Annotated in this window: 22 protein-coding genes and 2 tRNA genes; 15 read left to right on the forward strand and 9 right to left on the reverse strand. The window is 57.3% G+C overall.

The features are described from left to right. Positions 1 to 88: 88 nt before the first annotated feature. The 3 genes from HP15_RS11090 (at position 89) to HP15_RS11100 (ending at position 1,479) form a co-directional block, all read left to right on the forward strand. Positions 89 to 388, forward strand: coding sequence for a YciI family protein (locus HP15_RS11090; RefSeq protein ID WP_008174948.1), 300 nt, complete (start codon positions 89 to 91; stop codon positions 386 to 388). 124 nt (positions 389 to 512) lie between these two features. Then, a complete protein-coding gene (locus tag HP15_RS11095) occupies positions 513 to 1,184 on the forward strand; it encodes a TIGR04211 family SH3 domain-containing protein (RefSeq protein WP_041645310.1) in 672 nt (223 codons plus the stop codon). 4 nt (positions 1,185 to 1,188) lie between these two features. Then, entirely contained in the window at positions 1,189 to 1,479 is a 291-nt protein-coding gene (locus HP15_RS11100) for a PilZ domain-containing protein (protein ID WP_008174945.1), read from the forward strand. A gap of 51 nt (positions 1,480 to 1,530) precedes the next feature. On the opposite strand, the gene rraA is transcribed toward HP15_RS11100, so the two are convergent. Both rraA and ppsA read right to left on the reverse strand, forming a co-directional pair. Then, positions 1,531 to 2,010 carry a ribonuclease E activity regulator RraA gene (gene rraA / locus HP15_RS11105; protein ID WP_008174943.1) on the reverse strand — a complete coding sequence of 160 codons (480 nt, stop codon included), beginning with the start codon at positions 2,008 to 2,010 and terminating at the stop codon, positions 1,531 to 1,533. Between the two features lie 30 nt (positions 2,011 to 2,040). Next, positions 2,041 to 4,377, reverse strand: coding sequence for a phosphoenolpyruvate synthase (ppsA, locus tag HP15_RS11110; RefSeq protein ID WP_373274841.1), 2,337 nt, complete (start codon positions 4,375 to 4,377; stop codon positions 2,041 to 2,043). Positions 4,378 to 4,592: 215 nt separating this feature from the next. Here ppsA and ppsR point away from each other — a divergent pair, with 215 nt between their 5' ends. Beyond that, positions 4,593 to 5,408, forward strand: a complete 816-nt coding sequence (ppsR, locus tag HP15_RS11115) for a posphoenolpyruvate synthetase regulatory kinase/phosphorylase PpsR (protein WP_008174940.1) — start codon at positions 4,593 to 4,595, stop codon at positions 5,406 to 5,408. A gap of 101 nt (positions 5,409 to 5,509) precedes the next feature. On the opposite strand, the gene HP15_RS11120 is transcribed toward ppsR, so the two are convergent. Beyond that, positions 5,510 to 8,434: an insulinase family protein gene (locus HP15_RS11120; protein WP_014577554.1), complete on the reverse strand. Its 2,925-nt coding sequence runs from the start codon at positions 8,432 to 8,434 to the stop codon at positions 5,510 to 5,512. Between the two features lie 99 nt (positions 8,435 to 8,533). Here HP15_RS11120 and HP15_RS11125 point away from each other — a divergent pair, with 99 nt between their 5' ends. From HP15_RS11125 to HP15_RS11135, 3 genes are all read left to right on the forward strand, one after another. Further along, positions 8,534 to 8,995: a hypothetical protein gene (locus HP15_RS11125; protein ID WP_008175027.1), complete on the forward strand. Its 462-nt coding sequence runs from the start codon at positions 8,534 to 8,536 to the stop codon at positions 8,993 to 8,995. A 115-nt stretch (positions 8,996 to 9,110) separates the two neighbouring features. Beyond that, on the forward strand, positions 9,111 to 10,424 hold the full coding sequence (locus HP15_RS11130; RefSeq protein WP_014577555.1) for an MORN repeat-containing protein: 1,314 nt from the start codon (positions 9,111 to 9,113) through the stop codon (positions 10,422 to 10,424). Positions 10,425 to 10,476: 52 nt separating this feature from the next. After that, a complete protein-coding gene (locus HP15_RS11135) occupies positions 10,477 to 11,571 on the forward strand; it encodes a response regulator (RefSeq protein WP_008175032.1) in 1,095 nt (364 codons plus the stop codon). Here the strand turns inward: HP15_RS11135 and HP15_RS11140 are convergent. Beyond that, positions 11,531 to 12,208: a nucleotidyltransferase family protein gene (locus HP15_RS11140; protein WP_041645311.1), complete on the reverse strand. Its 678-nt coding sequence runs from the start codon at positions 12,206 to 12,208 to the stop codon at positions 11,531 to 11,533. The two genes, HP15_RS11135 and HP15_RS11140, sit on opposite strands and share 41 nt — an antisense overlap. 100 nt (positions 12,209 to 12,308) lie before the next feature. Between HP15_RS11140 and HP15_RS11145 the strand changes: the two genes are divergently transcribed. Further along, positions 12,309 to 13,160, forward strand: coding sequence for a 6-carboxytetrahydropterin synthase (locus HP15_RS11145; RefSeq protein WP_014577556.1), 852 nt, complete (start codon positions 12,309 to 12,311; stop codon positions 13,158 to 13,160). A gap of 129 nt (positions 13,161 to 13,289) precedes the next feature. Here HP15_RS11145 and HP15_RS11150 read toward each other — a convergent pair. The 3 genes from HP15_RS11150 to gltX all read right to left on the reverse strand — a co-directional run bounded on the left by HP15_RS11150 (position 13,290) and on the right by gltX (position 15,046). Next, positions 13,290 to 13,365: transfer RNA gene (locus tag HP15_RS11150), tRNA-Glu, on the reverse strand. 7 nt (positions 13,366 to 13,372) lie between these two features. After that, positions 13,373 to 13,448, reverse strand: a tRNA-Ala gene (locus HP15_RS11155). Positions 13,449 to 13,561: 113 nt separating this feature from the next. Next, complete coding sequence (gene gltX / locus HP15_RS11160) at positions 13,562 to 15,046, reverse strand: glutamate--tRNA ligase (RefSeq protein WP_041645313.1); 1,485 nt, start codon at positions 15,044 to 15,046, stop codon at positions 13,562 to 13,564. Between the two features lie 187 nt (positions 15,047 to 15,233). On the opposite strand from gltX, the gene HP15_RS11165 reads away from it, so the two are divergent. Beyond that, on the forward strand, positions 15,234 to 16,232 hold the full coding sequence (locus HP15_RS11165; protein WP_014577558.1) for a zinc ABC transporter substrate-binding protein: 999 nt from the start codon (positions 15,234 to 15,236) through the stop codon (positions 16,230 to 16,232). Here the strand turns inward: HP15_RS11165 and HP15_RS11170 are convergent. Next, positions 16,209 to 17,123, reverse strand: coding sequence for an AEC family transporter (locus HP15_RS11170; protein WP_014577559.1), 915 nt, complete (start codon positions 17,121 to 17,123; stop codon positions 16,209 to 16,211). The two genes, HP15_RS11165 and HP15_RS11170, sit on opposite strands and share 24 nt — an antisense overlap. A 110-nt stretch (positions 17,124 to 17,233) precedes the next feature. On the opposite strand from HP15_RS11170, the gene HP15_RS11175 reads away from it, so the two are divergent. From HP15_RS11175 to HP15_RS11200, 6 genes are all read left to right on the forward strand, one after another. Continuing rightward, on the forward strand, positions 17,234 to 17,665 hold the full coding sequence (locus tag HP15_RS11175) for a BLUF domain-containing protein (protein ID WP_014577560.1): 432 nt from the start codon (positions 17,234 to 17,236) through the stop codon (positions 17,663 to 17,665). A gap of 121 nt (positions 17,666 to 17,786) precedes the next feature. Next, entirely contained in the window at positions 17,787 to 18,821 is a 1,035-nt protein-coding gene (gene dusA / locus HP15_RS11180) for a tRNA dihydrouridine(20/20a) synthase DusA (protein WP_014577561.1), read from the forward strand. Between the two features lie 127 nt (positions 18,822 to 18,948). Next, positions 18,949 to 19,914, forward strand: coding sequence for a transaldolase (tal, locus tag HP15_RS11185; RefSeq protein WP_014577562.1), 966 nt, complete (start codon positions 18,949 to 18,951; stop codon positions 19,912 to 19,914). Between the two features lie 42 nt (positions 19,915 to 19,956). Continuing rightward, complete coding sequence (locus HP15_RS11190) at positions 19,957 to 20,406, forward strand: tellurite resistance TerB family protein (protein WP_014577563.1); 450 nt, start codon at positions 19,957 to 19,959, stop codon at positions 20,404 to 20,406. Positions 20,407 to 20,417: 11 nt separating this feature from the next. Further along, entirely contained in the window at positions 20,418 to 21,545 is a 1,128-nt protein-coding gene (locus HP15_RS11195) for a 3-deoxy-7-phosphoheptulonate synthase (RefSeq protein ID WP_014577564.1), read from the forward strand. Continuing rightward, positions 21,542 to 22,348 (forward strand): glycerophosphodiester phosphodiesterase, encoded by an 807-nt coding sequence (locus HP15_RS11200; protein ID WP_014577565.1) that lies wholly within the window; start codon positions 21,542 to 21,544, stop codon positions 22,346 to 22,348. Before HP15_RS11195 ends, HP15_RS11200 begins: the two co-directional genes overlap by 4 nt. Before the next feature lie 58 nt (positions 22,349 to 22,406). Here the strand turns inward: HP15_RS11200 and sthA are convergent, their stop codons facing one another. Next, positions 22,407 to 23,798 carry a Si-specific NAD(P)(+) transhydrogenase gene (gene sthA / locus HP15_RS11205; RefSeq protein WP_008175054.1) on the reverse strand — a complete coding sequence of 464 codons (1,392 nt, stop codon included), beginning with the start codon at positions 23,796 to 23,798 and terminating at the stop codon, positions 22,407 to 22,409. Between the last annotated feature and the right edge of the window lie 20 nt (positions 23,799 to 23,818).

Here is a 23,818-nt window from a genome sequence, read left to right on the forward strand (position 1 = left end):
TAACAGTGTACCAGCCAACCCTTGCACGACACGACCGCTGATTGTCTGATCAACTATCCTGTCTTTGAAAACCTGTTCGGAGAGCTGAATGTACTACGCCATTATCAGTGAAGATGTCGAGAACAGCCTGCCGTTGCGCCAGTCCGCGCGTCCGGCTCACATCGACCGGCTTCAGGCCCTGAAAGCCGAGGGCCGATTGCTTGTCGCTGGCCCTCATCCGGCGCTGGATACTCCAGAGCCCGGCGATGCCGGCTTTACCGGTAGTCTGGTAATCGCGGAATTTGACTCTCTGGAAGCGGCCCAGGCCTGGGCAGATGCTGACCCTTATGTGGAGGCAGGCGTTTATGACAAGGTTGTGGTAAAGCCTTTCAAAGCCGTCCTCCCGTGAGCGGGCCTTGGGGCCCATGAGTTTATTGTAATGATGGCACGCTTGCACGGCGGGGCATCTGTGACAAAATTGCGCTTTTAATCAGACTCAGATTTCAACCGCAGAATTTCAGGGAACGTAACCAGTGACGCTTTTTCGTCTAGCAATCAGTGTGTTGTTCGCAGTGTCCTCCATTGCTGTTGCCCAGGCAAAGACTGTCTGGGTTGACGACCAGTTGTACCTGCCAGTGAGGTCAGGCGCAGGTTCCCAATTCCGCATCATTGAAAACGCGGTTCCCAGTGGCACGCCGCTGGAAGTCATCGAGGCCTCCGATTCCGGATACACCCTCGTTCGCACTCCCAAGGGCACCGAGGGCTGGGTTTCCAGTCAATACCTGAGCGAGACACCCATTGCTGCAGATCGCCTGCGTACGGCCAACCGTCAGTTGGAAGAAACGCGCGCTGAACTCGCCCAGGCAAAAGAGCAGCTGTCTAACGTCGTCACTGAGCGCAACGCGCTGGAAAGCTCCGAAGCCTCGCTTTCTGACCGCTCACAGGAGCTCCAGGAAGAGCTTCAGCGGATCAAGAGTATCGCCGCCGATTCCATCAATCTGGAACGTCGAAATCGCGAGCTGCGGGAAGAGAACCAGAAGATTCGCAACGACCTTGAAGTGCTCACGGCTGAAAACGAGCGTCTCGAAGCCAGCAAGGAATACGATTTCATGTTGCTGGGCGCGGGCCTCGTTCTCGGTGGCGTTTTGCTGGCACTGATCATTCCAATGCTCAAACCAACAAGAAAAACCGACAACTGGGCCTGATGCCATGAAGGATTATTCGGAGAAACGCGATTTCCACCGTATGCAGGTGAACTCGGAGATTGAGATCAGCGACAGCCAGGGCAACCGCTTCAAAGGGATCTGCCGTGATCTGAGCGCGACCGGCATGCAACTCTACGTTGAGCAGGCCGTGAACGTTGGCGAGGAACTTCACACGGTGCTTCACTCCAGCAGTGATCAGTTTCCGCCGCTGGAGACTGTCTGCGAAGTCATTCGCTGCGAACCGGAAGGAGACGGGTTCCTCCTTGGAACGAACATCAGCGAAGTCACTCGCTGAACGAAAAACGGCGGCCATTGGCCGCCGTTTTTGTCTCTGCCTCGAAAAGCCTCAAACCAGAGGCTTCTCAGAAACAATGATGCCGTTGTTGTCGGCGTAGACGTAGTGTCCGGGATGGAATGTAACGCCGTGGAAGGTGACCGGCACATTCAGGTCGCCCAGGCCACGCTTTTCACTCTTTCTCGGATGGGTGCCAAGGGCCTGCACACCCAGGGCGGTGTTGCCAATCTCATCCACGTCGCGCACGCAACCATAGATGATCAGGCCCGCCCAGCCGTTGCTAGCAGCCTTCTCCGCGAGCATGTCGCCCAATAGCGCATGGCGCTTTGAAGCGCCACCATCCACGACCATCACACGACCGTTCCCTGGCTGGCCAACCTGCTCTTTCACCACGGAGTTATCTTCAAAACACTTCACGGTCACAATCTCACCGCCAAATGCCTTGTTGCCACCGTAGTTATTGAAGCCGGGCTCTACAACCAGCACTTCCGGAAATTCGTCACACAGGTCCGGGGTAATTATCGTCGTCACGTTGTCGCTCTCCTTATCCTGGAAATAAACTCAGTCGATTTTTTCGTCGGCCAGGAAGAACCAGGTGTCCAGTACCGAATCGGGGTTCAGTGACACCGTATCAATGCCCTGATCCATCAGCCACTTGGCGAGATCCGGATGATCCGATGGCCCCTGCCCGCAGATACCGATGTATTTGCCGGCCTTCTTGCACGCCTGAATGGCGTTGGAAAGCAGCGCCTTGACCGCATCGTTCCGCTCATCGAAGAGGTGCGCGATGATGCCCGAATCCCGGTCCAGACCCAGGGTCAGCTGAGTCAGATCGTTGGAGCCGATGGAGAAGCCGTCAAAGTGCTCCAGGAACTGATCCGCCAGCAGCGCATTGGCCGGCAGCTCACACATCATGATGACCCGAAGACCGTTGTCACCACGCTTGAGTCCGTTCTCCGCCAGCAGGTTCACTACCTGTTCCGCTTCACCCACGGTACGCACGAACGGAACCATCACTTCCACATTGGTCAGCCCCATCTCGTTACGCACCTTTTTCAGGGCACGGCATTCCAGCTCGAAGCAGTCCCGGAAGGTATCGGAGATATAGCGCGATGCACCCCGGAAACCGAGCATCGGGTTTTCTTCATCCGGCTCGTACAGAGTGCCGCCGATCAGGTTGGCGTATTCGTTGGATTTGAAGTCCGACAACCGCACGATCACTTTCTTGGGCGCGAACGCCGCTGCCAGGGTAGAGATGCCCTCAACCAGCTTGTCGACATAGAAATCCACCGGCGAGCTGTAACCGGAGATGCGTTTCTCAACGGTCTGCTTGATATCCCGGGGCAGTCCATCAAAGTTCAGCAGTGCCTTGGGATGAACACCGATCATCCGGTTAATAATGAACTCAAGCCGTGCCAAACCAACACCTTCATTCGGCAACGCCTGGAAATCAAAAGCCCGGTCTGGGTTGCCGACGTTCATCATGATCTTGAACGGGATGTTCGGCATGGAGTCCACGGTATTTTCCCGCAGCTCGAAATCCAGGGAGCCCTCGTAGATCATGCCGGTATCGCCCTCGGCGCAGGAGACGGTCACTTCCTGTGCGTCGGACAGCAACTCGGTGGCATCGCCGCATCCAACCACGGCCGGAATGCCCAGCTCGCGAGCAATAATGGCCGCGTGGCAGGTACGACCACCGCGGTCGGTAACAATGGCGGAAGCCCTTTTCATCACCGGCTCCCAATCCGGGTCGGTCATGTCGGTAACCAGCACATCGCCGGCCTGCACCCGGTCCATTTCCTTGATGCTGGTGATGATCTTCACCGGGCCACTGCCGATCTTGTGGCCGATGCTCCGGCCTTCCACCAGCACCTTGCCGGTTTCTTTAAGCAGGTAGCGCTCCATCACATTGGCAGACGCACGGCTTTTCACCGTCTCAGGGCGCGCCTGAACGATGTAGATCTTGCCGTCGTCGCCGTCCTTCGCCCACTCGATGTCCATCGGTCGCTGGTAGTGCTTCTCGATAATCATCGCCTGACGTGCCAGGTCTTCCACCTCGGCGTCAGTGATGCAGAAGCGGTTGCGGTCTTCCTGCTCCACCTTCACTGTTTCAACGAATTCACCTTCACCGGGCTTGGTGTGGTAGACCATCTTGATGGCCTTGCTGCCCAGATTGCGACGCAGGACGGCCGGCCGACTGGCTTCGAGAGTAGGCTTGTGTACGTAGAATTCATCAGGGTTTACAGCACCCTGAACGACGGTCTCACCCAGACCGTAAGAGGCAGTTACAAATACCACGTCACGGAAGCCGGATTCTGTGTCGAGGGTGAACATAACGCCACTGGCCGCCGTCTCACTGCGCACCATTTTCTGGATACCAGCTGAGAGCGCGACCATCTTGTGGTCAAAGCCGTGGTGGACGCGGTAGGAAATAGCGCGGTCATTGAACAGCGACGCAAACACTTCCTTGACCGAGGTACGCACCTGTTGCAGCCCCACCACGTTCAGGAAGGTTTCCTGCTGGCCTGCAAAGGAGGCATCCGGGAGATCTTCCGCCGTTGCAGAGGAACGTACCGCAACCGCCATGTGTTCGTTGCCATCCTGCAGGGTGGCGAACGATTCCTTCAGGGCGTTCTCCAGAACATCCGGAAATGGCGTTTCAATGATCCATTGACGAATCTGGGCACCAACCCGGGCCAGTTCGTTAACGTCGTTGATGTCCAGGGCATCGAGAGCGTTGTCGATACGCTCTTTCAGTCCGTCAGTAGCGAGGAATTCGCGATAGGCGTGCGCTGTTGTGGCAAAGCCACCTGGAACGGTAACACCTGCGTTGGCGAGATTACTGATCATTTCGCCGAGTGAGGCGTTCTTGCCGCCTACCCGATCGACATCGGACATTCCCAGGTGATCAAACCAGATAATGTAATCTTCCAAAGCATGTCTCCCTTGAGTCTGTGAAGCTAAGAGCAAAATCGGGCCAGCGGTATCAAGCGGTAAAAGCAGACAATATCCACTGCGGAGTCTCGAACTTGGCGTGTATGATACTGTAACCTGCGGAAATTACCTAGGCCACCGAGCCGGGAATCAAGAACCAAGGAACCGGACAATACAGCATGAAACGCACTGCTTTTTTCATTTCTGATGGCACCGGCCTGACAGCCGAGGCTCTCGGGCACAGCCTTCTGGCCCAGTTCGAAAAGATCGAGTTTGAACGGGTTACTGTTCCCTACATTGCGGACGAAGAAAAAGCCCGGGAAATGGTCAAACGGATCAACAAGGCGGCCGAGACAGACGGCGCACGGCCGCTGGTGTTCGACACCATTGTAAACAGCGATATCCGGGAAATCATCGCCACCGCCGAGGGTTTCATGGTGGACATCTTCGGTACGTTTCTCAGCCCCCTGGAACAGGAACTCCAGTCTTCCTCTTCCTATACCGTCGGTAAATCCCATGCCATCAACAATGAAGGCAGCTATGAACGCCGGATCAATGCCGTCAATTTCGCGCTGGATAATGACGATGGCGCACGCACCCGGCATTACGACGAAGCAGACCTGATCCTCGTTGGCGCCTCCCGAAGCGGGAAAACCCCCACCTGTCTCTATCTGGCACTGCAGTATGGCGTGAAAGCGGCAAACTATCCGATTACCGAAGAAGACCTGGCAGACCAGCAGATCCCGAAAGCCCTGAAACCTTATAAAGAGAAAATTTTCGGGCTGACTATCGAGCCGGAGCGGCTGGCAACCATCCGCAACGAACGCAAGCCAAACTCTCGCTACTCATCCATCAAGCAGTGCATGCACGAGATCGAGGAAATTGAATTGATGTATCGGCGTGAGCGGATTCCGTACCTGAATACCACCGCATATTCGGTTGAGGAGATCTCCACCCGAATCATGGTGACAACCGGTTTGAAGCGGCAACGCTAGGGGTACGGACGGCTGGAGGGCGTCATCGGGGCAGAATAAGAAATGGGCCAGACCAAGAAGAGGCCAGATGAAGACTTCATCTGGCCTCTGTTGTTTTGGCTTTACAGTTCCTGAATGTTCAGGCCAAGCTTCTCGGCCCTGGCCCGGTTTTCCGGACTGGTTACCACGGCCGTACTGGCTCTCTCCGGCACCAGCCAGGTTCTGGCCACACGCTTCAGGTCATCCAGGGTGGCGGACAGCACCCGCTCCCGGAACCTGGCACGCTGCTCCGGGCTTCGCCCAAACAGCTTGTTGTGAAAAGCATGGCGAGCAGCGCCCGCGGGCGATCTGGGCCTGTCGAGTTGACCAATTACACCAAGAATCGACTCTTCAAGCTCCTGATAGTCGTGGTCATTGTCCTGAAGCCACGCAAGGGCCGCGTCGAAATCGTCCAGCGTTTCCTCCAGGCGCGGATCACGGTAGGAGAAGAACCGGAACGTGCCATTCACGCTGTCCTGCCCGGCGCCGCCACCGTAAGCGCCACCCTTCTCCCGAATGGCTCGGTGCAGATAACCGTTACGCAAGAAACCACCCAGCACGGTCAGTGCCGCCGCATCGGGATGATCCACAGCGACAGTGCTGTAGGCCTTGGAGCAGAAGTTAACCTGGGTAGAAGTCAGCCACGCCTCACGGGTGGTGTAATTGACCGGTTCCATTTTCCAGCCTGCAATGCCCGCTCCAGAGGCATCACGCCAGCAGGATTTCAGATCATCAACCATCGCCGGGAGCTGATCCTCTTCACCAATCACCAGGAACTCCCGACCCTGCTTGCCGATCTTCTCGTGCAATGCAGAAAGCTTGTCACAGAGCGCCGTCAATTCCTCTGGATCCTTCAGGGCCTGATCGAGCTGCTTGGTGCCGCGAATACCGGCAAGACCACCCAGCCGGAAAGAAAGCCAGGCACCCGGACTCATACCCTGTGAAGCCGCGCCCATGGCCAGTGCATGGCCACTGCCGGTTACGGCCTGCTCGCGACGGGCCCGGATCTGCGCAATGATCTCCCGGATTCGCTCTTTCTCATCGAAGCGGGCACTGGTGTAGACATCCCGCAGAAGACGGGTCAATTCACTGCGATTGCGGGCCAGCGCCTTGCCGTTGAAGATGATGTAACCGGACAGCGCCTGAACGTCATCAATCCGGCCTTTGGCGCTGAACGCTGCACCGATACCACCAGACTCCGCAGAGATACGATCCTGCATTTGCAGGTAGTCCAGATCACCACAACCCACTTCGGAAATCAGCGTGGTGTAGTAAGGCACCAGAAGCAGCTCCTCTTCGGTCAGCGCCGGCACCGGGACAACAATCTGCTCGTAAACCAGACCGTTGGTACCACGGGCATAAACGGTTGCCGAAATGTCGCCGTCATAACGCCCTTCCGGCTCGGGCATCTGCAGAGGCACGTCAGACAGATCCACCTTTGGCAGAATGGAGTCATCGTCCTTCTGCATCTGGCGTTCTTCCAGCGCCCTGGCCCGGTCAACAATCATCCGGACCTCGTCATCCGTCAGCTCGGCCTTGCGACGGGCCAGCGCTTCACGGATGGCTTCCTGCCGGCGCGACTCGAGCTTTTCATCCGGCCGCAGGGTCAGGGTGACCCGGTGCGGGTTCTCAAGAAGCTTGCGGCGGATCAGATCCGGCACGTATTGCGGGTCCCGGATTTTCTCCCGGAGCGTTGCCAGGACCGGCTCCAGATCCAGCAATTCAACCGGATCACCGCCGTGCACCATGGGTGCAATGGCACTCATGATCAGCTGCAGGCCGTACGGGAACTGGTCACCAGCAATTTCCCGCTGGTGCAGTTCGAGCTGATGCAGGATGGCTTCCAGACGTTCCTGGCTGACGCCCTCCTCCACGACCTTGAGCAGCGTGGACTCGAGCAGGGCTTCCAGATCCTTGTGCTTGTCCGGCTCGCTGCCTTCGATGCCGCAAACAAAGGTCATTTCACGGTTGGAGTCTTCCAGACCACACATGGGCGAAGGTGCATGACCAAGATCCGTGGTTTCCAGGGCTCGCATCAGCGGTGAGGCACTGTTTTCCAGCAGTACCGCAGAGAGCAGTTGACCCTCCAGGTTCTCCTGCAAATCAAAACTGTGGCCCAGCAACCAGCCCACAACGATGTGAGTCTTGTTGTCGGTCCCCTCGCCTTCGTTGACCGCATAACCCTGCTCTACCCTGACCGGCGCGAACATGCGCTTCTCGTCGCGAACCGGAAGATCGATGTCCAGCCGGTCGAACCGTTTCAGCGCCAGCTCTTCAAACTTCTCATGATGCTCATGAGCCGGGATATCGCCGTAGGTGGCAAATATCGCGTTGCTGGGGTGATAGTGGTGGCGGTAGAACTGCAGCAGGTCGTCGTAGCTCAGATCCACGATGTGGTCGGGCTCGCCACCGCTGTTGTAGTGATAGGTCGTGGTCGGGAACAGGTGGCTGCTGAGGTTCTGCCACAGCTGGGACGTGGGCGAACTCATGGCGCCTTTCATCTCGTTGTAGACAACACCCCGATAAACCAGGTCGGTGGACGGATCTTCCGGCTTATCGAACTCAAGGCGATGACCTTCCTGCGCAAAATCCAGCGGATCGAGCTTGGAGAAAAATACACAATCCAGGTAAACCGACAGAAGGTTGTCGAAATCCTTTCGGTTCATGCTGGCGAAGGGATAGGCCGTCCAGTCGCTGCTGGTGAAAGCGTTCATGAACGTGTTCAGTGACCGCCGAATCATCATGAAGAACGGATCACGAACCGGGAAACGCTCGCTGCCACACAATGCCGTGTGTTCCAGAATGTGCGCCACCCCGGTGGAATCCATCGGGAAGGTACGCAGGGCAACGAAAAACACGTTTTCGTCGTTGTCGGCTGCCAGATGCAGATGGCGGGCGCCAGTCTTCTTGTGACGATACTCCTCGACCTCGAGATTGAGTGTATCGATCCGGTGACTGCGAAGTTTCTCAAAGGCCGGATGAGTTGCGTTGTCGATCACTGCAGCCATTCAAACTATCCTGTCTTTAAACAATTGGAGAATTGTAGGGTAACACGTAGTATCGCTTATCATGCATCACTCCAGAAGCTATAGGGTACCGCGCCGTACATGACAACACCTGCACCTCAATCAAAGGCCGTTGAGGCCCCGGAAGTAGCCGCCTATTGGGCAGAACGTCGGCGGTACCTCGAGCGGATCCGGAAAGTACCGGAAGTCAGACAGCGCTTCTGGCGGGAAGTTGCCCTTTATCTGCTCCGCCGATTGCTCTGGTCATTCGGATTCTTCCCGATCTTCATCGCCTTCTGGGTGCCACTGGTGATGGCCAGCTTCAACCCGGTAGCGATGGCATCGGATCTGATTCCGGTGTTACAGAATTTCGTCGACTCGAACCCGGAGGTACAGGCAACGACCATTAGCACCCTGGCCATCGCTTGGGCCTCCATCGGGTTTTTCTTTCTCGTCTTCGATTTCGTGCTAACCCCTTTCAAATCGCCTTATCAATACGAAGCCGACGTGTACATGAGATCATGGGAGCAGCTCAACCATGATCAGCTTCCGGATAAAGTGTGATTTGGCCTGCATTCTCGGTAACTCCCCGTCACTTTCTGTTACATAGCGTTGCACTCACTGGGTAAGATGAACCGGTAGACAGAATTCCAAGAATGCAGGATCAAGAGGTTCCGTCATGGTCGATTTCAGACCGCTTCTGTTCGTCAATGCCCTGGCGCTCATGCTGCTGGTAACCGCCGGGTTCGCCTCGGTTCGGGATGACCTTCAGATAACAGAAGCCTTCGAACCACCCTCGACGGATCAAGCTGTTGCCTCTATTACTACCGAGCCCGAGCCGGCCCCAGAGCCTGTTCCGGAGGCATCCGCCAGAACCGAACAGGCTGCCCGGGAGTCGCGCCCACCCGTGGTGGAAGCCACTCCGTTTACCGTGCCATCCATGCCGGAGAACCCGGAGGTTCTGGCGGTAGCTGAACCGCCATCGGTAATGGCAACGAGAACAGACACCGCCCCGGCAAATCCGCAACAACCGGAAAAACAGCAGGAACCCCAGCCACCGACGCAGGCGCTGCTGGTACTACGCTCAAACGTTGTCGGCGATCAGGTCACCATCAACGGCAAGAAATATGGCGCGACCCGCCTGGATCTTGAGCTGGACCCGGGCCGCTACGAGGTCACCATCACCAAGCCAGGTTTCAAACCCTGGAACCGCTCCATTGCCCTGAAAGCCGGCAATGAGGTGACTCTGGTGGGCGAACTGGAGGCTCTGACCACGGTGAATTTCCGCGACGGGATCTGGATCGGTGGCGTGAAGACCGGTGATGGCACCTACCAGGACAACGATGGACTGCGCTACGAGGGGCATTTCGTGGATGGTGAATTCCACGGCCAGGGCACCGCGTGGTATCCCGATGGTGGCCGTTACGAGGGAGGCTGGTCTGCAGGCAACCGCGAGGGCGACGGTGAATGGCGCAGTGCCGACGGCTCGCGCTATTCCGGCGAATTCCGGGACAACCAGTTTAACGGCAAAGGCACGCTTACACTGGCAAACGGCGACATACTGACCGGCCACTGGAAGGACGGACAGCTTAATGGCCACGGTTCCCTGACCACCGCGGATGGCATGCTCTACGTCGGCGGCTTCCGAAACGACGAATTTCATGGCACCGGCACACTCACCTACCCCGACGGTCGCCATTACGAAGGCGAACTTTCCAACGGCGCCTTCCATGGCACCGGGGCAGAGGTCTTCGCCAGCGGCAAGAAATACGAGGGCGAATACATTGAAGGAAAGTTCCACGGTAAGGGCTTGCTGAAGAATCCCAACGGCAGCTCGATCGAAGCGACATTCCGTCATGGCGAGCCTTACGGACAGGTACGCCTGACCACAGCGGCAGGGGAAATTTTCACTGCCCGAACCACTGAACCCGGTGTCTGTTATAGGGACAAGAGCTACCGGGCCACAGAGTGCCCGAAACTGGAAGGCTGGTAATCATAACGGCCCGATAACAAACGCGTTTGCAGTAAACGATTGAGGTAGTGACATGGCGATCAAGAACGCTCTGCTGGTAGATGACTCCAAGGTGGCCCGATTTGCCCTGAGCAAACTGCTGGAAAGTCGCGATATGGAAGTCAATATGGCTGGCTCGGCCGAGGAGGCCCTCGATTTCCTGAACAGCCAGGGGCGTCCGGATGTCATCTTCATGGACCATCTAATGCCGGGGATGAATGGCGTAGAGGCGACCAAAGCCATCAAGGGCAACCCGGAGACCGCCGGCATCCCCATCATCATGTGCACATCCAAAAAATCGTCATCATTCATGGAGGAGGCCAGGAACTTCGGTGTTTACAACATCCTCACTAAACCGCCGCAAACGGAGGGCCTCAAAGAGGTTTTGGACCAGCTGGCCAGTGACGTCACAGGCGGAAACTTGCCGGAGCCACCGCTGCAATCTGAGCCGGCTGCCGCGGAAGAGGACGAACTGCTGAACGTACCTGCAGATGCGTCGGTGGAACTGTCGCCCAAGACGGGCGATTCAGCCAGCCGGAGCAACCCGCAAGCCAATGTGGTGCCCTTGACCAGCGAGTTGATTGAGCAGATCGCCCGTTCCGCAGTCAAAACTCACATCAACAACCGCCTCCACGAACTGCTCAGTTCCCTCTTTGACGAGCAGTTCGATCACCTGAAGCGGGCTCTGGATGAATCCCGAAGCAAACAGGACGCGGTGATTGAGGAACGCCTGAACGCCGTCACCGAAATGGTCGACGAACGGACCAAAAATCTGCGGGACGAAGTTGCCGCGGAGGTCAACCTGAACCTTGGCAGCGAACTTGCCGTGCTCAAGAAGGAGCTGAAAAAGAATTCCGGCTTCACGAGCGAGCATATGGCCGAGCTGAAAGATCACATCACGAGTGTGCAGACGATTGATACCGAGTTCTGGCAAACCCTTCAGTCCGAGGCTATTCAGCAAGCCCACGAGATCTCGAGGGAAACCGCTGAAGACATAGCCCAGCGCACAATCGACCTTTTTGTTGCGCAGCAGCGCTCGGCATCGTCCCGGGTCTACACCATTGGTCTTGCCATAAGTCTAGGCATCTTCAGCGTCGGGATTGCCTGGCTGTCTGGCCTGTTCGGTTGAGCAGGGTCCTGATCCTCTGCCAGTCTGCCGGGGTGTCCACATCATCGTGGATCCCCGGAATATCTACCCGGGTTGCACGCACCTCTGCAAGCAGTCGCCCGGCGCCCCTATCCCCCTCCAGATCCAACACCAGCGGCCAGAGCCATCTGGGCAAATAGGCGGGCACACCCGGCCGGCCACCGTAATCTGCAGCGATGGGCTGTTCCGGTACACAGCGGGCCGCCTTGCCAAAGGCCTCGAGGGCGTTCAGATCCAGTAACGGCTGGTCCGCCACCAGAACAAACACGCCTTTTACGGCTGGCCCCAGGCTGCGAAGTCCCGCTGACAGAGATGCCGAGATGCCCTCCTGCCAATCCGGCGCCCGCAACCAGGAAGAAGGTTGCCTCCGACAACGAAAGCGTATGAGCGGGTACCAGGCCCCACACACCACTCGAACTTCCGGGCTGAGGATTCGGCCCTGGGCAATGGCGGCGTCCAACAATGTGCGGTTACGGCAGTCCGTGTCTGTCCCTTCACCAGAAGCCAGCGGCAGGAGGGCTTTCGGCCGACCGAGGCGGCTCGAGGCACCGGCCGCCAGTATCAGTGCCGGAAATTGCTGATCAATGTGCGAGTCGAGGTTTAAAATGATGAGTCCGATAGCAAAAAGAAATGAAGCAGTGGCTAACCGCCAGACTGCTGTATTCGGTGATTTTTGCTAGAATTCGGCCATCAATCAACCATACCCGCCTGGAAATTTGATGAACCATCTGTTTGTAGACAACCTGACCGTTATCGATTTTGCCTACCTGGACCCGACCCGTGGGCTGGTGGGTGAAAGCTGGATTGCGGATGTGGTGCTTGGCGGGGAGCTGGACGAACAGGGCATGGTGTTCGACTTCAGTAACGTAAAACGCACCATCAAGCGGGTGATCGATGAGCGTGTTGACCATCGCCTGGTGATTCCCCGCGGCTACCAGGGGCTCTCCTGGAGTGAGGAGCAGCCAGACACTTTTACCTGGGCACTCACGGACGGCAGCCAGATCATTCACCGCTCACCGGACGAGGCCATTGTCTGGTTGTCCGCCGATCGGGTTGTGCCCTCGGCCGTGGCCTCTTTGCTGGAACAGGAAATAAAGGCCGTGCTTCCGGCCAACGTGATTTCCGTGGAGATCAATCTCCGGGAAGAGGAGATCGATGGTGCCTACTACCACTATGTCCACGGCCTTAAGAAACACCTGGGCAACTGCCAGCGCATCGCCCACGGCCATCGATCACCGATTCGTATCGACCGGAACGGCCACCGCGATTACGATCTGGAGCGCAGCTGGGCCAAGCTCTGGCGGGATATCTACGTGGGGTCCGAGGGGGATGTGGTGCGTCGCCATGTGGGCGAAGACGGCGTTCGCTATGTGACCTTCGAATACGAGGCCAACCAGGGCGAGTTTGCACTGACCCTGCCAGAGGAGCGCGTGTACATGCTGGATACCGACACCACGGTGGAGCTCATTGCCGCCCACATGGCCGACAAGCTCAAGGTGGAGTTCGCGACAGACACCATCCGGGTGAAGGCTTATGAGGGTGTTGGGAAGGGTGCCATTGCCGAGCGCTGAATAAATCCGGGGTCAGATGGAAATTTCATTTGACCCCATTGTTGTCTGACCCGACATTCAGACACAAAAAAACCGCCAGAAGGCGGTTTTTTTGATGGCTTCCCGGTGGACTAAACCGTCAAGCCGTATTGGCGTCCCCTAGGGGGTTCGAACCCCTGTTGCCGCCGTGAAAGGGCGGAGTCCTAGGCCACTAGACGAAGGGGACTAGAAATTGGTGGAGCCAGGCGGGATCGAACCGCCGACCTCAACACTGCCAGTGTTGCGCTCTCCCAGCTGAGCTATGGCCCCTCAACGGCTGCGTATATTAAGGATCCGCCCTGTGGGCGTCAACCTCTGAAACACACTTTTTTTCAGTTTTCTGAACATCCCTGTTCAAGCCGTTTATTAATTCACCAAAGCGGTTAATGAATACCCAGAGCCGCGTACTCCTTTTCCACCTTCTTGGTTTCCTTCTTGGAGAATCCACCCATCACTTCCAGGGCATGCCGAAGCCTTGAACGGGTCATGTCCGGGCCCAGCAGCGCCATGGAATCCATGACAGACCAGGAATTCGGGGTGCCAGCAACCGCCACAAAAATGGAGAACATGAAGTCACCCATCTTCAGGTCCATGGCTTTGGCCAACGCCTTGATATCCGCGAAGATGGTCTCCTTGCTCCAGTGTCGCTGCGCTTCAAGCTTCCAGAGCGTGAACTGAAGAACCCGCTTGATCTGGGCTTCCTCCAGCTTGTTGTGGACAAAGTCTTCCGGCCTCAGGTTGAGCATGCCGGAGAACATGAACTGGGCCATGGGCGCCACATCCGAAAACACCTCTGCCCTGCCCTTGATGTGGGGCACCAGAGCACGCAGGGCATCCTCATTGAACCACCACTGGCGCATGCGCTCCATGAACTGCTCTTCAGTCAGCTCTTCGCGCAGCCACTGGCCGTTCAGCCAGCGGAGCTTCTCCACGTCAAACACCGGGCCACCAAGGGAAACTCGCTGGATGTCGAAGTTCTCGATCATCTCGTCCAGGGTGAACTTTTCCCGCTCGTCCGGCATGGACCAGCCCATGCGCCCCAGGTAGTTGGTGACGGCCTCCGGCAGAAAGCCCATGCGCTCATAGAAATTGATGCTGGTCGGGTTCTTGCGTTTGGACAGCTTGCTCTTGTCCGGGTTGCGCAGCAGCGGAAGGTGACACAGCACCGGCATATCCCAGCCAAAATACTGGTACAGCAGCTTGTGCTTGGGCGCCGAGTTGATCCACTCCTCACCGCGCAGAACGTGGGTGATTTCCATCAGGTGATCATCAACCACATTCGCGAGGTGATAAGTGGGCATGCCATCGGACTTGAGCAGAATCTGGCAGTCCACCTGAGCCCAGTCGATCTCAATGGTGCCCCGAAGCATGTCGTCGATCTCGCAGACGCCCTCATCGGGCACTTTCATACGAATCACGTATGGTTCACCTGCATCGAGGCGGCGCTTCACTTCGTCCTCGGGCAGCTCCAGATCGCCCTTGATACCCGGGTTCAGGCCCTGGGCCTTGCGTTCTTCCCGAATGGCTTCCAGCTCATCCGGTGTGCGGAAGCAATAAAATGCGTGGCCGGCCGTCACCAGATCCTCGGCATACTGCCGGTACGAGTGCTTGCGCTCGGACTGGCGATAGGGGCCGTGAGGACCACCCACGTCGGGGCCTTCATCCCAGTTCAGACCGAGCCAGCGCAGCGCCTTGAGAATGTCCTGCTCGGATTCTGCGGTACTGCGGGCCTGGTCGGTGTCTTCGATACGCAGGATAAACTGGCCGCCGTGCTGACGGGCAAAGCACAGGTTGAACAGGGCCACGTAGGCGGTACCAACGTGAGGGTCTCCCGTGGGTGACGGAGCAATTCGGGTACGTACAGTCATGAAACCTTCCTGAAAAATCGGTGGCCGTTTGATAAAGCGGGCATTATACCGGCCAACGGCAGGTTTCGCATGATCAGGAAGTTAACGAGCACACCAGAAATACTAAGTAAGAAGTTTCTTTTGCCGGCCCCGGCCGAGTTTGTTATATTATAACATTACACATTAGCATCGCAGGATCTCACTTATCATGCGCGTTACCGGAAAAGCACTTTCTATTGCACTCGGAGCCGGCACCCTTTTGTTTCACAGCGCCCTGCAGGCCGAGACCCGTATTGTTACTTCCATCAAACCGGTTGAGCTGATCGTCAGTGCGATCGCCACGGAAGACATGCAGACAACGAGTCTCGTCCCGCCCGGCTCCAGCCCCCACAATTACACCATGAAGCCATCCCAGCGCCGGGCACTGGAAAACGCCGACGTGATTTTCTGGGTCGGGCCCGACATGGAAACCTTCCTTAATCGCCTTCTGGCAGGGCAGGAATTCAGCGGTCGAACGGTCGCGCTCATGGATGCCGAGCACGAACCCGGGGAAGTTACCCACGATGACCACGCGCACGACGAGCACGCGGACGATCACCATGGCCATGCTCACGAAGAGGAGGCCAAGGAGGAAGAACACCACAACGAGGGGCACGGACACGGCCATGATCACGGAGAAGGCGAAGACCCGCACATCTGGCTGGATCCCGAATTGGCCATCGAAATGGCCGGGACGATACGCGATGCTCTCTCAGGACTGGAAGGTGTTGACGCTGGCGCGTTGAACGAAAATTTCGAGCAGTTCAAAGCCAGCGTTCGAGAAACCGATGCCAATATCCGGGACCGCCTTGCACCGGCGCGCGAAATCAGCCTGTTCGCCTATCACGACGCCTTTACCCGATTTGCCGAACACTATGAACTGAAACTCGAGGGCGTTCTGACGCTGAACCCGGAGCTGTCGCCAGGGGCCCGGCATATCGCGGAAGTGCAGGAAAAACTGCGCAACGCAAACCATCCCTGCCTCCTGACCGAACCGCAGTTCAACCGGCAGTGGTGGCGCTCGATCACCGAGAGCCTGGACGTGACCTTCAGCACCTGGGACCCTCTGGCCACTGACATCGCGGCAACGCCAGAAGGTTACAACAACTTCCAGCACAGCATTGTCGACGCGGTGCTCAAGTGCCTACCAGAGAATACTGAGCATTAACGGTATGGTGACGATGGCCAGCAAGGTCTGACCACTGATGATGCCCGCCATCAGGGGGGCATCGCCACCAAGCTGTCGAGCCAGAATGTAGGCAGAGGTGGCCGTGGGAAGCGCCGACAACAGCACGGCCACCTGAACCATCATTCCCTCAAGACCCAGCAACAAGGCCAGCCCCGCAGTCATCAGCGGAAATCCGACCAACTTCAGCGCCGATGAAACAATAAACGGCAGTGAAGCGCCTCTGAGGGCCTTGAGCTGAAGCCCGGCGCCAACCGTCATCAAACCCATCGGCAACGCCAGATTGCTTAGCGGCTCGAGAATGCCGCCGATCAGCGGATGAAATCCGATTTCGAAGAAACTCCAGACCACGCCAATCACCGAGCCCACTATAAGAGGATTGGTCACAATCGCCTTGAATACTGGCACCAGCCTCACCGGCCCTTCCGTGGCCACCAGTGAAAACATCAGTATGCACAGCAGATTCAGCAACGGCACCATGATGGCAACCGCAATCGCCGTGAGGGAAAGGCCCTGATCGCCGAGCAGCATGCCGCCAGCCGCCAGGCCCACGTAGGAATTGAACCGGATAGCCCCCTGGTAAACCGAAGAAAAAACCGGGCCGGACCAGCGCCAGAACCATTGGGCAATCGCCAGGATCAGCGTCATCGCGATCAGCATGGCGCCAATGAGCAATGCAATGTCGCCATAAGCGGAAGCCGGCAGCCTGGCCTGCCCCAGCTTGAAGATCAACATGGCCGGAAACAGCACGTAGTAGGTAAACCTCTCCGCCTGGGGCCAGAAATCGCCGCCCGGAAAGTCAATGCGGCGGAACACATGCCCAAGCATGATCAGGATAAATACCGGCAGCAGAGCCTGCACCATCAGGGGCATACGTTCAAACTCCAGGGCAAGGTTGTTTACTTGGGTTTTATGGGAGTACAGTTAAAGAAGCATGAGATCATAGCAGAAGGAGTGCTTCTCCTTCAGGGAGGTTTTTTGCTATGGACGCATCAAAGCCCAGACTTTGCAGGCTTATCTATTTCAGCAGCGTTTCTTCGCATCTGCAGGAATCCGATTTAGACGACATCCTCGCGGAATCCATCAAAAGAAACGAGCGGGACGGCATCACCGGCCTGCTGGCTTATGATCAGTTCAATTTCATGCAGGTTTTGGAAGGTGAGAAAGAGGCTGTCAACAGACTTTACCTTGGCATCACTGCCGATCCTCGCCACCAGGATGTTCGCCTGATTCAGTACGAGCAAATCGATCATCGCCAGTTTGACGATTGGGCAATGGCTCTGGCGAAGCTTCCCGAGGTTCCGGGCAATTACATCAACAAACTCTATGGTGGATTCAAGCCCCAGCTGTTCTCCACTCGAGACGCTCTAATCTACTTCAATTTTCTCCGCAACTATTTGAAACGCGCAGCCTGAAGCCTGTTATGGGTTTCGCCAAAGCCTTACGGAAATCGCAAGCAGATGCCTGTTAAACTAGACGACAATTTTCGCCGTAACGATTTACGCCACACGTTTTTGGTTGATAACAGGTACCGTAATGTCTGGAATACCATCCCAGGAAACCATGCTGCACAACTCCGGCCCCTCCCGCCGCTTCTGCGTGGCACCAATGATGGACTGGACCACCAGTCACTACCGTTATCTGGCGCGCCAGCTCAGCCGGCATACCCTGCTCTACACCGAGATGGTCACCACCGGCGCACTGATTCATGGCGACACCGCGCGCTTTCTGCGCCACGATGAGGCCGAATACCCACTGGCCCTTCAGCTGGGTGGCAGCGATGCTGGCGAACTTGCCCACTGCGCCAGGCTGGCACAGCAATACGGCTTCGATGAGGTTAACCTGAACGTCGGTTGCCCCAGCGACCGTGTTCAGAACAACATGATCGGTGCCTGCCTGATGGGCCATCCGGACAAGGTGGCAGAGGGCGTGCGCGCCATGATCGAAGCAACCGACCTGCCAGTCACCGTGAAGCATCGAATCGGTATTGATGGGCGGGAGTCCTGGGACGATCTCTGCGAATTCGTGGAAAAAGTGTCCGAAGCTGGCTGCCGGACCTTTATCGTGCACGCCCGGATCGCGATTCTCGAAGGCCTGAGCCCCAAGGAAAACCGGGAAGTCCCTCCGCTTAAATACGACTGGGTCTACCGGCTGAAAGCGAAATACCCGCACCTTGAAATCATCATCAACGGCGGCATCAAGACCTTCGGTGAGTGCCACGAGCATCTCCGGCATACCGACGGCGTGATGCTGGGTCGGGAGGCGTACCACAATCCCTGGCTGCTGGCGGGAGTTGACCCGGAGTTTTTCGGGCAGGCGGCGCCGGTAGAAACCCGGCATCAGGCACTTCGGGCCATGCTTCCGTTCATAGGGAGCGAACTTGAGCGCGGCGTATTCCTGACTCACATGTCCAGGCACCTTCTCGGCCTTTTCCACGGCCAACCTGGCGGTCGGCAGTTCCGTCGCTATATCAGCGAGAACGCCCATAAATCCGGTGCTGGCCTGGAAGTGATCGAAACCGCTCTGGAAAAGGTTCGTGAACCGGCGGCGCCGGAGATTGCCGAAGCTTAATCGCAGGCAATTGCCACCATACCTTTTGTTGTCTTGTTCCTGTCAGAGCGGCCCGTTATTGTAGGCATATAGCCAGCGCCCGGGATTCGGGCGCACCAATAACAGATCAACCGGGACGACAGGACGAATGACCAGCAAGCTCGACCAACTGAAGACCATGACCACGGTGGTAGCGGATACCGGCGATATCGAAGCCATTGCGAAGTGGCGGCCGGAAGATGCCACCACCAATCCATCCCTGCTGCTCAAAGCTGCCGCTTCCGACGCTTACCGGCCGATGCTGGACAAGGCTGTGGCAGAAGCCCGGCGGCATGGCGGCTCAGACGCCGAGCAGCTGACCATGGCCACGGATATGCTGGCCGTACTCGCCGGCCGAGAAATCCTGAACCTGATTCCCGGTGTGGTTTCGACGGAGGTGGATGCCCGTTTGTCCTTTGATACCGCCGGTACGCTCGAGCGCGCCCGCCGCCTGGTTGAGCTGTACGACAAACAGGGCGTAGACACCAGTCGCGTACTGATCAAGATTGCTTCTACCTGGGAAGGGATCCGGGCCGCCGAGCAACTGGAGAAAGAAGGCATTCACTGCAACCTGACGTTGCTGTTTTCTTTCATTCAGGCCGCTGCCTGTGCCCAGGCCGGTGCATTCCTGATCTCGCCCTTTGTAGGTCGAATCCTGGACTGGCACCTGGCCAGCACTGGCCGGGACACCTACCCGGCTGCAGAGGATCCGGGGGTGCTTTCGGTATCCCGCATCTACAATTACTACAAGGCCAACGGCTTTAAAACGGTAGTGATGGGTGCCAGTTTCCGGAACACCGGCGAAATTGAAATGCTGGCTGGCTGTGACCGCCTGACCATAAGCCCTACCCTGCTGCAGGAGTTGCAGGACGACCCGGGCGATCTGCCGCGTCGACTGGTCGCCGACACCGCCAGCTCACCGGATCAGTTTGGCACCATCGACGAGAAACTGTTCCGCTGGGAATCCAACGAGGACGCTATGGCTACCGAGAAGCTGGCCGATGGTATCCGCCGGTTCACAGCCGACCAGATTGAACTGGAAAACCGGGTCCGGCAGCTGGCCAGGGCGGCCTGACGCGGCGCCTCAAACCAAACACAGAAGTAGGACTGTCCGATCATGATCGAGCGCCTGAAAAAACTGTTTGCGGCACCGGAAGCTGAACGCGAGAAGCCCGATAACCATCAGCTCGCAGTGGCTGCCACGGCATTGATGGTTCAGCTTTCCCGTGTCGACCAGGATGAAGACGAGCGCGAACTGCAGGCCATTGTTGATGGCGCAGTAAAAGCACATCAGGTAACCCGGGCCGAAGCCGAGGAAATTCTGGAAGACGCCCTTAGCCACGCAGACGATGCCACGTCGCTCTATGAATTTACCGGCCAGATCAACGAGTACCTGGACCAGGAAGGAAAACAGGCCCTGCTCGAAAGTATCTGGCGCGTGGCCTTTGCGGACGGCCGCATCGACAAGTACGAAGAACACCTTATTCGCCGCATGGCAGACCTGCTGCATCTTAATCATCGGGAGTTCATGCAGGCGCGGCACCGGGCGCAAGACGCCGGTTCTTAAAAGGAGACAGCATGCTAGCGATTCTTCATCCGAATACCGCTCTGGACAGCGAAGAATACCGACAGACCATGCACTACCTCGAGAATCTCCCGAACGTGTCGGTTCGGGTTCATGAGGTTCAGGGCGCCACCCAGAGGCTGACCGAAATCTACCTTCTCGGGGACACCAAGCCCCTGAACAAGGAAGAGATCGAAGCCCTGCCTGCGGTCGAACGAGCCATACGCATTTCGGACGACTACCGTATTCTTGGACGCCACCGGGACGATCGACGGCAAAGCGGCTTCACCTACAACGGTGTCGAGTTCAGTCAATCCAACCTGAACATCTTTGCCGGGCTGTGCGCGGTTGATGTGCCCGAACACGTCGACATGATGATGCAGGCCCTGGAAGAACATGGGGAAGTTTGCACAAGAATGGGCGCCTACAAGCCGCGCACCAACCCCTATTCATTCCAGGGCCACGGCAAGGGCTGCCTCCCCTGGGTGTTTGAAAAGGCGGGTAAACACGGCATCAAGGTGATCGCCATGGAGATCACTCATGAGAGCCACATTGAGGAAATCGACAACTGCCTCGAAAAGCTTGGCCGTCCAACCGGTGTAATGCTGCAGGTGGGCACCCGCAATACCCAGAACTTCGAGCTGCTCAAAGCCATTGGCCGCCAGAGTACCTATCCGGTACTGCTCAAACGCGGGTTCGGGATTACCCTGAATGAATCCCTCAACGCTGCCGAGTATCTGGCCAGCGAAGGCAACGCTAATGTCATCTTCTGCCTGAGGGGCATGAAAACCGAGGCCGGCCAGCCCCATCGGAACATGGTGGATTTCGCCCATGTGCCGGCGGTCAAGCGCCTCACCCGTATGCCAGTCTGTGTGGATCCTTCCCATTCGGTGGGCAGCCGCGAGCAGTCTCCGGACGGCATCCTTGATGTCATGCACGCGACCGCCCAGGGCGTCGTCGCCGGTGCCAACATGGTCCTCGTGGATTTCCACCCCAAGCCGGAAAGAGCCCTGGTGGACGGCCCTCAGGCCTTGCTGATGAACGAGCTGCCGGCGTACCTCGAAGACATACGCCTTTGCCACGACACTTGGAAGAAGCGCCAGGCCATTTACCAACGCCTGAAGGATGATGCAGCGGAATGATTGTCTACGGACACAGAGGCGCCAAGGGAGAAGCTCCCGAAAACACCCTTCCGGGATTTACGCATGCCTACCGGCACGGTATCCGGCACTTCGAACTGGATCTCGTATTGTCAAAAGACGGCAAGCCGGTACTGGTACACGATCTTTCGGTTGACCGCACGACCAGCCAGAAAGGCAGTATCAGTCAGTACACGGCTGCCGAACTGGCTGCCATGGATGCGCGAAGAAACACCAGCTCCTGGCCCACACCCACGGGAATTCCCGCGCTGGAAGACCTTCTGGACCGGTTCGACGACCTCGAACACCTGCAACTGGAAGTCAAAAAAGACACGCGTCAGCGCCTGAACATTCTCAGCAATCGCCTGACAGAGGTTATACAGCGACGCAATCTGTATCAGACGGTGGCCATAACCTCTTCCGACACCTGGTTTCTGAAACAGATCCGGCGGCGGAATAAGAACATCCGCATCGGCCTGGTAGCAGAGCGCAAATTCCCGCGCCCCTTGAGCATTGCGGGCCAACTCGGCTGTGAGTATCTCTGCATCAACTGGAAGCTTTGCTCAAAAGCGCTGGTTGAAAAAGCCCATCGAAAGGGCATGCACGTGTCCACCTGGACGGTGAACCGGATTCACGACATGTTGCAACTGGAAGAAATGGGCGTGGACAGCATCATCACTGACTATCCCACCAGCACCCGCATATTCTTCGACAACAGGGCCAGGTCAGCTCTGTCACTGCCACAGAGTCACGCCGGGGTGTCCGCCAGTAAAGAAGCCCTGTCAGCGGGTGAATTCGGGATATGAAAGGTTGAGCCGGGGTCAGTTGAAGGCTTTCTTCTGACCCCTCTTGCGGCCTGCCCCGTTAAAAGATCCGGTTCAGACCGTTCAACGCCGCGACACGGTAGGCTTCCGCCATGGTCGGATAGTTGAACGTGGTATTGATGAAGTAGTTCAGAGAGTTGGCCTCTCCTTCCTGATTCATGATCGCCTGGCCGATGTGGACGATTTCCGCCGCCTGGTCACCGAAACAGTGGATACCCAGAATCTGACGGGTCTCCCGGTGAAACAGGATTTTCAGCATGCCTACCGCTTCTCCGGTAATCTGGGCACGGGCGAGATCCTTGAAGAACGCCTGTCCAACCTCGTAGGGCACCTTGGCTTCCGTCAGTTCGCGCTCGGTTTTACCAACGGAACTGATTTCCGGAATGGTGTAGATCCCGGTCGGAACATCCGACACAAAGCGGAAGTATGCGTCATCGACAATATCCGAGGATGCAGAGCGGCCCTGGTCATAAGCGGCGCTTGCCAGACTTGGCCAGCCGATCACGTCGCCCGCTGCGTAGATGTTGTCCACTTCGGTGCGATAGTGCTCGTCAACAGCCAGTTGTCCACGACCATTGGGTTCCAGACCGATATTTTCGAGGCCCAGCTTCTCGGTGTTCCCGCTGCGACCATTGCACCACAGGAATGCATCCGCACGGATTTTCTTGCCCGATTGAAGCGACAACACCACACCGTGGTCGTCGCCCACAACCGACTCATACTGCTCGTTGTGGCGAACCAGAACGCCATTATTCCGCAGGTGGTAACTCAGGGCGTCGGAGATCTCGTCATCCAGGAAGGACAACAGCCGGCTACCCGGGTTGATCAGGTCGACTTTTACACCCAGGCCCGCAAAGATCGAGGCATACTCTGACCCTATGACGCCAGCGCCATAAATAATCAGTGTACGAGGCGTGTGAGACAGGTTCAGAATGGTGTCGGAGTTATAGATACGGTGGTGACGGAAGTCCACATCGGGTGGCAGGTAGGGCCTGGAACCGGTGGCAATGATCGCCTGCTTGAAGTGCAGCGTCTCGGAGGACTTGCTACCCCGGACTTCTATGCGGTTCTGGTCGACAAAAAAGGCCCGGCCGTTTATCAGATCCACGCGATTGCGAGAGTAGAACTGCGTCCGGAGCTTGACCTGTTTGCCGATGACTTTCTGGGCATTCTGAAGCACGCGCGGGAAAGAGAACCACCGAGGCTCACCGATATCCCGGAACATCTGGTTGGTGTTGAACGTAATGATCTGTTTGACGGAGTGGCGCAGCGCCTTGGAAGGAATGGTGCCCCAGTGGGTGCAGTTCCCGCCAACGGTAGGCTTGTCTTCGATGATAGCGACACGTTTGCCGTGTTTCGTCGCATTCATCGCCGCGCCTTCGCCGGACGGACCGGCGCCGATAACGACGACGTCGTAATGATGTTCTGCCATGCGCGCAGTGACTCCTTATC

The organism is Marinobacter adhaerens HP15, from assembly GCF_000166295.1.
Lineage (GTDB): Bacteria > Pseudomonadota > Gammaproteobacteria > Pseudomonadales > Oleiphilaceae > Marinobacter > Marinobacter adhaerens.

Bases quoted from the DNA above. Each gene is read 5' to 3' on its own strand.
- HP15_RS11145 (WP_014577556.1), top strand. From the start codon at position 12,309: ATGAACCATCTGTTTGTAGACAACCTGACCGTTATCGATTTTGCCTAC.
- HP15_RS11100 (WP_008174945.1), top strand. From the start codon at position 1,189: ATGAAGGATTATTCGGAGAAACGCGATTTCCACCGTATGCAGGTGAAC.
- HP15_RS11125 (WP_008175027.1), top strand. From the start codon at position 8,534: ATGACAACACCTGCACCTCAATCAAAGGCCGTTGAGGCCCCGGAAGTA.
- HP15_RS11170 (WP_014577559.1), bottom strand. From the start codon at position 17,123: ATGCCCCTGATGGTGCAGGCTCTGCTGCCGGTATTTATCCTGATCATG.
- HP15_RS11130 (WP_014577555.1), top strand. From the start codon at position 9,111: ATGGTCGATTTCAGACCGCTTCTGTTCGTCAATGCCCTGGCGCTCATG.
- HP15_RS11200 (WP_014577565.1), top strand. From the start codon at position 21,542: ATGATTGTCTACGGACACAGAGGCGCCAAGGGAGAAGCTCCCGAAAAC.
- sthA (WP_008175054.1), bottom strand. From the start codon at position 23,798: ATGGCAGAACATCATTACGACGTCGTCGTTATCGGCGCCGGTCCGTCC.
- HP15_RS11175 (WP_014577560.1), top strand. From the start codon at position 17,234: ATGGACGCATCAAAGCCCAGACTTTGCAGGCTTATCTATTTCAGCAGC.
- HP15_RS11190 (WP_014577563.1), top strand. From the start codon at position 19,957: ATGATCGAGCGCCTGAAAAAACTGTTTGCGGCACCGGAAGCTGAACGC.
- HP15_RS11195 (WP_014577564.1), top strand. From the start codon at position 20,418: ATGCTAGCGATTCTTCATCCGAATACCGCTCTGGACAGCGAAGAATAC.
- HP15_RS11120 (WP_014577554.1), bottom strand. From the start codon at position 8,434: ATGGCTGCAGTGATCGACAACGCAACTCATCCGGCCTTTGAGAAACTT.
- HP15_RS11090 (WP_008174948.1), top strand. From the start codon at position 89: ATGTACTACGCCATTATCAGTGAAGATGTCGAGAACAGCCTGCCGTTG.
- dusA (WP_014577561.1), top strand. From the start codon at position 17,787: ATGTCTGGAATACCATCCCAGGAAACCATGCTGCACAACTCCGGCCCC.
- gltX (WP_041645313.1), bottom strand. From the start codon at position 15,046: ATGACTGTACGTACCCGAATTGCTCCGTCACCCACGGGAGACCCTCAC.
- HP15_RS11165 (WP_014577558.1), top strand. From the start codon at position 15,234: ATGCGCGTTACCGGAAAAGCACTTTCTATTGCACTCGGAGCCGGCACC.
- ppsR (WP_008174940.1), top strand. From the start codon at position 4,593: ATGAAACGCACTGCTTTTTTCATTTCTGATGGCACCGGCCTGACAGCC.
- tal (WP_014577562.1), top strand. From the start codon at position 18,949: ATGACCAGCAAGCTCGACCAACTGAAGACCATGACCACGGTGGTAGCG.
- ppsA (WP_373274841.1), bottom strand. From the start codon at position 4,377: ATGTCCGATGTCGATCGGGTAGGCGGCAAGAACGCCTCACTCGGCGAA.
- HP15_RS11135 (WP_008175032.1), top strand. From the start codon at position 10,477: ATGGCGATCAAGAACGCTCTGCTGGTAGATGACTCCAAGGTGGCCCGA.